General features: G+C 68.3%; 8 protein-coding genes. 5 read left to right on the top strand and 3 right to left on the bottom strand.

Features of this window, described 5'->3' with window-relative positions; genetic code table 11:
• The 4 genes from WBA11_RS03635 to WBA11_RS03650 form a co-directional block, all read left to right on the top strand.
• A partial coding sequence (locus WBA11_RS03635; RefSeq protein WP_424519363.1) for a polyphenol oxidase family protein occupies nucleotides 1-704 on the top strand: 704 nt, incomplete at its 5' end.
• Nucleotides 705-763: 59 nt separating this feature from the next.
• Complete coding sequence (gene recJ, locus WBA11_RS03640) at nucleotides 764-2,566, top strand: single-stranded-DNA-specific exonuclease RecJ (protein WP_424519364.1); 1,803 nt, start codon at nucleotides 764-766, stop codon at nucleotides 2,564-2,566.
• A 150-nt stretch (nucleotides 2,567-2,716) separates the two neighbouring features.
• Entirely contained in the window at nucleotides 2,717-3,439 is a 723-nt protein-coding gene (locus WBA11_RS03645) for a ferritin-like domain-containing protein (protein ID WP_424519365.1), read from the top strand.
• A gap of 44 nt (nucleotides 3,440-3,483) precedes the next feature.
• Entirely contained in the window at nucleotides 3,484-4,287 is an 804-nt protein-coding gene (locus WBA11_RS03650) for a ferritin-like domain-containing protein (protein ID WP_424519366.1), read from the top strand.
• A gap of 233 nt (nucleotides 4,288-4,520) precedes the next feature.
• Here WBA11_RS03650 and WBA11_RS03655 read toward each other — a convergent pair whose 3' ends face one another.
• From WBA11_RS03655 to WBA11_RS03665, 3 genes are all read right to left on the bottom strand, one after another.
• Nucleotides 4,521-4,736 carry a DUF2945 domain-containing protein gene (locus WBA11_RS03655; protein WP_424519367.1) on the bottom strand — a complete coding sequence of 72 codons (216 nt, stop codon included), beginning with the start codon at nucleotides 4,734-4,736 and terminating at the stop codon, nucleotides 4,521-4,523.
• Nucleotides 4,737-4,836: 100 nt separating this feature from the next.
• Nucleotides 4,837-6,345 carry a S8 family serine peptidase gene (locus WBA11_RS03660; RefSeq protein WP_424519368.1) on the bottom strand — a complete coding sequence of 503 codons (1,509 nt, stop codon included), beginning with the start codon at nucleotides 6,343-6,345 and terminating at the stop codon, nucleotides 4,837-4,839.
• A gap of 124 nt (nucleotides 6,346-6,469) precedes the next feature.
• Entirely contained in the window at nucleotides 6,470-6,826 is a 357-nt protein-coding gene (locus WBA11_RS03665) for a hypothetical protein (protein ID WP_424519369.1), read from the bottom strand.
• Nucleotides 6,827-7,083: 257 nt separating this feature from the next.
• On the opposite strand from WBA11_RS03665, the gene WBA11_RS03670 reads away from it, so the two are divergent.
• Nucleotides 7,084-8,449 (top strand): response regulator (locus WBA11_RS03670; protein ID WP_424519370.1); only part of this gene is annotated, 1,366 nt, incomplete at its 3' end.

Raw genomic sequence — 8,449 nt, forward strand, 5'->3', positions numbered from 1 at the left:
CGAACGAGCCGCCCTCGATGCGCTCGGCCATGACTGACACGATCCTCCGACCAGACTTTGCGAGCAATGTCCTCGAGGCCGGGTTTACGACTCGGTCGTTCGCGCCCGAAGGGACGAGTCTGGACGAGACGCGGACGCATCTCGTCCTCGAGGTCGGGATGCCGTTGGCGTCGGTGGGGCAGGTTCACCGGGCGGACGTGGCGACAGTCCGCGAGCCGGGACACGTGGACGCACACGACGGCTTGGTGACGGATCAGCGCGGGCTCTTGCTCACCGTGATCGCGGCCGACTGCGGCGTGGTCTTGCTCTCCGACCTCGAGGCCGGCGTCGTTGGGGCGTGCCACAGTGGATGGCGCGGGACCGTCGCGGGGATCGTTGGGGAGACCATCCGGGCAATGGAAGCGCTGGGCTCGTCGTCCTCGAGGACGCGGGCGTACGTCGCGCCGTGCATCTCGCTTGAGGCGTTCGAGGTCGGGGAGGAAGTGGCCGAGCAGTTCGACGACGCGGTCGTGGAGCGACGCGCCGAGTGGCCGCGTCCGCACGTCGATCTGAAGGCCGTCCTCGAGGGACAGCTTCGCCAAGTGGGTGTCTCCGACATCGAGGTCGCGGCGGGATGCCCGGTCTTAGAGACCGACCGGTTCTACTCGTACCGCGCCGAAGGTGGCACTGCCGGGCGGATGGTCGGGTTCATCGGGATGCGGTAGCGGCACAGGGGCGAGCGTGGAGCCCACGTATCTTCACGCTAATAGAAACAAAATGCGGGGTGGTCACGCCTCGCTGGTACATGCCCGATGATTCAATTGCCGGTGGCTCTGCCGTAGAGCCGTCCCCCTTCCGTTGGACGTTGCGGCCCGTCGAGGACGAGCTGCTGGTCGATTCGCTCGCGTCCGAGCTCAACGAACTCCCCCACGCGCTCGCCCGGTCGCTCGCGCTTCGTGGCGTCACGTCGTTCGACGACGCCCACACGTTTTTTCGACCTACGTTGGGCCGGCTCCACGATCCGTTTCGGATGCGCGACATGGACCGCGCCGTCGACCGCGTCGCCAAGGCGATCCGCGACAACGACCGCGTCATGGTCTACGGCGACTACGACGTCGACGGGACGACCTCGACAGCGATGCTGCTGACGTTCCTGTGGAGCCAGGGCGTCGAGGCGAGCTTCTTTATCCCGAACCGCTTCGAGCACGGCTACGGCCTGAGCCCGGCCGGCATCGATCATGCCGTTGAGCGCGGAGCGACGCTGCTGATCTCGATCGACTGCGGCATCACGGCCGTCGACGCGGTCGCGTACGCGAACGCCCAGGGCGTCGAGGTCGTGATCTGCGACCACCACACGCCCGGCCCGACGTTGCCCGAGGCCGTCGCCATCCTGGACCCGAAGCGCGAGGACTGCGACTACCCGTTCGGCGGGCTGAGCGGCTGCGGCGTCGGGTTCAAGCTGATTCAGGGCGTCCTCGAGGCGCTTGGGCTGCCGGCCGAAGAGGCATGGCCGTACCTCGATCTGGTCGCCGTCTCGACGGCGTGCGACATCGTCCCGATGGTGGGCGAGAACCGCGTCCTGATGCGCGCTGGACTCAAGCAGTTGTGCGACGCACCCCGTGTCGGGATCGTGGCCCTAGCCGAGAAGTCCGGCGTCGACCTGGGCTCGTGCACGTCCTCGAGGATGGTGTTCCAGATCGGCCCCCGGATCAACGCCGCCGGCCGGATCGCCGACGCTGGGATCGCCGCCGAACTGCTCGCCTCGACCGACCTCGAGGACGCGCGCCGGTTGGTCGATGAGATCGAGGAGCTCAACCTGCGCCGACGCGAGTTCGACCGGCAGACGCGGGACGAGGCGTTCGTCATCGCCGAGAAGCTGATGGAGGACGACCCGATGGCGTTGGTCGTCTACAAGCCCGGCTGGCACCCCGGCGTGATCGGGATCACGGCGAGCCGCGTGGCCGAGCGCTTCCATCGTCCGACGGTCTTGCTCACCTCGAACGGCGCGACGGGATCGGCCAAGGGATCGGCGCGGAGCGTCAAAGGGATCTCGATCTACGACGCGCTCTCGCACTGCTCGGACCTGTTGTCTCGGTTCGGCGGCCACGCGTTCGCCGCTGGCCTGGCGCTTCCCATCGACAAGGTCGAGGCCCTTCGCGAGCGCCTGCCCGACGCCGTCGCACTCTCCATCGAGGACGACGAGGACATGGTGCCCGAAATCGAGCTCGACGCCGAGCTCCATCTGGGCGAGGTCTCGCCGCGGTTCTGGAGCGTGCTCAAGCAGTTCGGCCCGCACGGACCCGACAACCAGCGGCCGGTCTTTCACGGACGCAAGCTCAAGGTCGTCGGCCAGCCCTCACGCGTTGGCGCTCAAAAGCAGCACCTCCGAATGCGCGTCGCCCAGATCGACGGCGGTCCGGTGTACTCGCTGATCGGGTTCGGACTCGCGGAGCGCTACGACACCGCACTCGCGAGCGTCCGTCGAGGGCGCCCCCTCGAGGTCGCGTTCCAGGTGGACGAGAACCACTGGAACGGCCGCACGACGTTGCAGCTCAAGGCGCAGGACATCCGGCTCGCGGAGGCGTAGGGGCCGTCGGCCGTCCTCGAAGCCATCGGGGGGCACGTATCGGTGTACAGGGGGATCCCCCTGTCTCGTGTAGGACGATCGTCCAATGAGGGCTTGGATCGGAATCGCAACGGCCGAGACCCGTTTGGAGAGCACACCACTCCCCCCTGTATGTCTACGCCTCTCAGCGAGGGCTCGCCGGTCCGGTCGGGCCGCCGAGCGTTTTTCAAACGCGCCAGCCTCGGGCTCGGCGCCGTCGCAGCCGCCACCGCCCTCCAGTCCTGCGACTCCGACGACCCCGTCGATGTGGGCGCCGACGTCACGCTCGACTTCTCGAACGACTTCGGCGTCCTCAACTATGCGTACGCCCTGGAGCAACTCGAGGCCGCGTTCTACGACGCCGTCATTTCGGACGGCGGCTTCGGCGGCGCGTTCAGCACGGGCGAGCGGGCCATCCTCGACGACCTCGCGGCCCACGAGGCCATCCACCGCGACTTCTTGCGCGCCGCCATCGTGATGGCCGGCGGCGAAAGCGCCGTGATCGGTGGACTGACCCCTGACTTCGGCACGGTCGACTTCGGCTCGAGGACGTCCGTTCTCCAGACGTCGCTCGCCCTCGAGGACACCGGCGTCGGCGCGTACAACGGGGCCGGCCGCTACATCGCGGACGAGGGCTACCTGCTGCTCGCCGGCAAGATCGTGTCCGTCGAGGCCCGCCACGCGTCGGTCATCGCCGGGCTCCTCCAGGACAACGCCATCGCCGGCGATGGGACGATCACGACCGACACGGCGCTCGACCTGGCGCTCACGCCGGACCAAGTCGTCGGGCCGAACGGCCGCGCGACCCCGTTCATCACCGACATGATCACCGTCGTCAACGTGCCATCGAGCTAGAGACCGACCTCCACCGTCTCGCTCCGCACACTCTACAGATTTCAATGACAGACCTTCTTCAGCAGTTCAGCGACGCCTCGCTGGGCGCCTTCTCTCGCCGCGACGCGCTCCGACAAACCGGACGGCTCGGCCTGGGCGCGGCCGTCGCCGCGATCCCGTTCTTGACCGCCAAAGACGCCCGCGCACAGTCGACCGACGGCGACTTCGGCATCTTGAACTACGCGCTCACCCTCGAGTACCTCGAGCGCTCCTTCTACCGCCAAGCCGTCGACACGGGCGACATTCCCGCCGATGTGCTCCCGCTGTTCACGACGCTCCGCGACGACGAGGCGGCCCACGTCACGCTCCTGCGCGGCGCGATCACCGACGCCGGCGGCGACCCCGTCGACTACACCGACAGCGACTTCGCCTTCGGCGACTTCCTGGGCTCGTTCGCCAACATCGCGACATTGGCGCAGGGCTTGGAGGACACGGGCGTCCGTGCGTACAAGGGCCAGGCGGCCTCGATCATGAACAAGGACTACCTCACAGTGGCCCTTCAGATCCACTCCGTCGAGGCCCGCCACGCGGCGGCCATCCGCCGTCTCGATGCGAGCCCGGCCGCCCAGGGCTGGATTCCTGGCGACCAGGACAACGCGCCCGGCCCGATCGCCCCGGTGTACGGCGCCGGCAGCGGCTTCCCGTCCGAGGACAACGTGACCCAGGGCGGGGTTGACCTGACGTCGGCGCTCTCGGGCTATACGCGCGACCAGATCACGGAGGCCTTCGACGAGGGCCTGGACATGGACGCGGTGCTCGGCATCGCGGGCCAGTTCATTTCCGGCGATGAGGGCGACGGCGACGACTAGTCCGCGCCCGCTGCCAGACCGGCCCGGCCGTCCTCGAGGGCGGCCGGGCTTTTTTTGTTCGTCCTCGAGGTCGGCTCGTAAGGACGGAAGCGACCTCGAGGCCGCCCGTAGGAACACGACGTGTCACGCTCGCCCGCCGGCCTCGAGTCGAGCGTGCGACGCGCCGGCCTCGAGACCGCTCCACACCACTCGGGGGCGCTTCGAGGCCGAGCACCCGTGCGTCGACCTCGAGGTCAAGCCTTCGACAGCTCGCTCTCGGACTTGAGCACGCGGTCGCCGTCCTCCTGCTCGATCAGGTAGGCCGGGTTGTCGCTGTCGGCGTTGCGCGTGACCTCGTTGCCCTTGATGGTCCGCGTGACCTCGTCGGTAAACGACTCTTGGACGGTGCCCGTCCCGGTCCCGTCGCCCCAGTTCCACTCGACCTTGTCTCCCTTGTTGTACGCCGGCATGATCCGTCTCGGTTGGTGAGACGTCGAGACCGCGGCCGGGCGCCAGTGTTCGTCCTCGAGGCCGGATCAGGCATGGCCCGACCTCGAGGACGGAAGCGCGCTAGTCGGCCGCCGAGCGCTCCGCCGCGAGCCGGACCGCCGCCGCGGCGTTGACGACGCCGCCCGTCCGAGACAGCGTGCCGAACCCGACCGAGACGTTGTCGCCAGGCCGCGCGATGATGTCGTCCGTGTAGCGCGTCGAGGAGTCGAGCAGGATCTGGCGGACCTCCTCGGCCTCGAGGTCGGGGAAGTAGGCCATGACGAGGGCCGCGACGCCCGCGACGACCGGCGCCGCGAACGACGTTCCATTCGCGATCTGCGTCCCGCTGCCCGGCTTCAGCGACTGCACCGCGGCGCCCGGCGCGAACAGGTCGACGCCGTCCTGACCGAAGTTCGAGAACGACGCTGCTAGCGCCTTCGGATCAGACCCGCTCGCGCCGACCTCGAGCCAGCCGCCGGTCTCGGTCCCGTCGAGAAGCCGCCGCGTCGGGAAGTTGTCGGCTGTGTCCAGGTCTTCGGCTGAGTTGCCGGCCGCATGGACCAGCAAAACGCCGTTTGCCACGGCGTAGGCGACCGCCTCGTCGACGGCTGCCTTCTGAGGCGAGTAGCTCTTGCCGAAGCTCATGTTGATGATGTCGGCCCCGTTGTCGACCGCGTAGCGGATCGCGTTGGCGACGTCCTTGTCCCGCTCGTCGCCACCCGGTACGGCGCGCAACGCCATGATCTGAGCCGGTGCGATCCCGTCGATGCCGATGTCGTTGCCGCGAACGGCCGCCACCAATCCTGCGACGCCCGTCCCGTGGTTCGGGTCGGGGCCGGCCACGTCGGCGTTCCCGTACAGGCGCTCGGCCGTGTTCGCGTAGTCGTCGCCGACCAGGTCGCGGGCGTCGTAGTCCGGATTGAGCCCGTGCGCCAGTCGGCTATCGATGCTGGACAAGTAGTCCTCGAGGTCGCGCAGCGAGGCGCCTTGCTGAGCCAGGAAGACGAGCGGGCCGGGATCGTCGGCAGAGTCCAGGTCTTCGAGGTCGTAATCGTCGCCGTAGCGGGCGCGGAGGCGGGCGTCGGCAGCCCGGGCGGCCTCGAGGATGGGGCCGAGCTGGACCTGCTGGTCCTCGAGCGGCCCACGCTCGGCTTGGAGGGCCCCCTCGAGGGCGGGGCAGTCGCCGTAGGTCGCGTCTGGCGTGTCGAGACGGCACAGGCGGACCAAGCGGGCCAGCTCGTACGTGTCGTGCTCGACGTTGCGGCCGTCGGCACCGCCGAGGAAGCTCCAGCCGTGAACGTCGTCGGCGTAGCCGTTGCCGTCGTTGTCGAGGCCGTCGCCCTCGATCTCGTCGTCGTTGACCCACAGGATCGGCGCCATGTCCGGGTGCTCCGTGTCGACGCCGGAGTCGATGATGGCGACGACGACCGTGCGCGGCTCGCGGTCGGGGAGCGCGTCGTAGGCGGCCTCCAGGCTGATGCCGGGCACGCCGTCCGTGTCGCGGTCGAGGAGGTGCCAGTTGACGGGGGCGTCTTGGGCGAACGCAGCCGGCGCGAGGAGGGCGGCGGCGAGGAGGAGTCGGAGGATCATCGGTCGAGGACGAGTACAGTCAGACGCCACGCGGCGCCGGCCTCTCAACGCGTCCTGATTGTCGTTGGTGCCGCCGGTCCGTCCTCGAGGTCGGTTTCGCAGCGTCCTCGACGAGCCGTCTTCTCTAACGGCGGGTCAGCGTGACCCGCTCCACCGCGAGCGTCACCGAGTCCCCACCGTCGCTGACCGTGGCGGAGAACGGGGACGTCTCGCCTTCGCTCTCGGCCACGAGCGTGAGGGTCGGATGGTCGTACGTCGCCGTTCCCGTCACGACCTCGATCTCGCCCGGCCCGCCGTCGAATGCGATGTCGTACGTGAGCGAGAACGAGGCCGTCCCGCCGTTCTCGATCGGTGAGAGAACGAGCGTGTAATCGATTTGGGCTGACCCCTCCACCGTGGAAGCGACGTAGGTCCCACCGACGGAATGGTCCTCGGTGGAGTCACAGGCGGGGAGGACGACGAGCGCGGCGAGCAGGAGCACGGCCGTGCAGAGAGAGCTCGAGACCATGGGAGGCGCAGGGACAGAGAGCACGCCTAACGAGGGCTACTCCCGTCTGGTACTCGCCCTCGAGGTTCCGGGGCCGCCCTCGAGGTCGCGAGCGGCGTCGGCCCTCTCCCATCTCTCCGTTCCCGCTCGTCCTCGAGGACGGCGGGCACTCCGCGCGCGGTCGTATCGTTGACGCCTCTCACTCGCCCCGCTCGCCCCCGCTCGTCGCTACGCCATTTCCCCCTCCCGGTATGCCACGCATCCTCTGGGCCGACGACGAGATCGACCTGCTCAAGCCACACGTCCTCTTCCTCGAAGCCAAGGGCTACGACGTCGAGACGGTCGCCAACGGGTCTGACGCCGTGGACCGCGCCCGCGACGAGCGCTTCGACGTCGTGTTTCTGGACGAGCAGATGCCCGGGCTCGGCGGCCTCGATGCGCTCCAGCAGATCAAGGGCGACCGGCCCGAGACGCCCGTCGTGATGATCACGAAGAGCGAGGAGGAGCATATCATGGAAGACGCGATCGGGCGGCAGATCGCGGACTACCTGATCAAGCCCGTCAACCCGAAGCAGATCCTGCTCTCGGTCAAGAAGATCCTGGACGGCGCCCAGATCCGCGGCGACACCGTCCAGCGCGACTACCTCCAGGGCTTCGGCGAGCTCTCGGCCCGGATCGGCGGCGACTTGGACGTGACCGACTGGCTCGAGGTCTACGAGCGGTTGGTTCGGTACGACCTCGACCTCGAGGGCGCTGACGAGGGCGTCCGCCAGATCCTGGACGACCAGTACCGCCAGGCCAACGACCGCTTCGCGGACTTCGTCGAGGACCACTACCCGCGCTGGATCGAGGACACCAAGGCCGGCGAGAAGCCGCGCCGCGACCGACTCGCGCTGAGCCACGAGATCCTGCCGCGCTGGGTCTTCCCGCACCTCGGAGACGTCGGCAAGAAGCCTGAGAAGCCCGTCGTGTTCATGTTGATCGACTGCATGCGCTACGATCAGTGGCTCTTGTTCGAGCGGTCGCTGCACGGGCTCTACGATGTCGAGCGCGACTGGCACTTCGGCCTGCTCCCCACGGCGACGCCGTTCAGCCGCAACGCCATCTTCGCAGGGATGCTGCCCATCGACCTGGCCAAGCGGCACCAGAACTACACCGTCGACGAGCACCACGACGAGTCGTCGCTGAACGCGCACGAGGCCGAGTACCTCGACGACCTGATGAACCGCAAGCACCGCGGCGACATCCGGGTCCGCTACGACAAGCTGGTCTCGCAGAACGACGGCGTCCAGTTCGCTGACCGCGTGTCGGACTACCTCCAGCACGACCTGTCGGCCATCGTCGTCAACTTCGTCGACATCCTGGCGCACTCGAGGTCGGACACCAAGATCCTGAAGGAAATCGCACCCGACGTGCCGGCCTACCGCGGGCTATCGACGACGTGGTTCGAGCACTCGTGGCTGAAGTCCGCCCTCGAGGAACTGGCCCGTCACGACTGCACGGTCGTCATCACGACCGACCACGGCGCCGTCCGCGCGTTGTCGCCGACGAAGGTGATCGGCGACCGCGAGGCGAGCACGTCGCTCCGCTACAAGCACGGCCGCAACCTCAAGGTGG

It is taken from the genome of Rubrivirga sp. (genome assembly GCF_049648075.1).
Lineage (GTDB): Bacteria > Bacteroidota > Rhodothermia > Rhodothermales > Rubricoccaceae > Rubrivirga.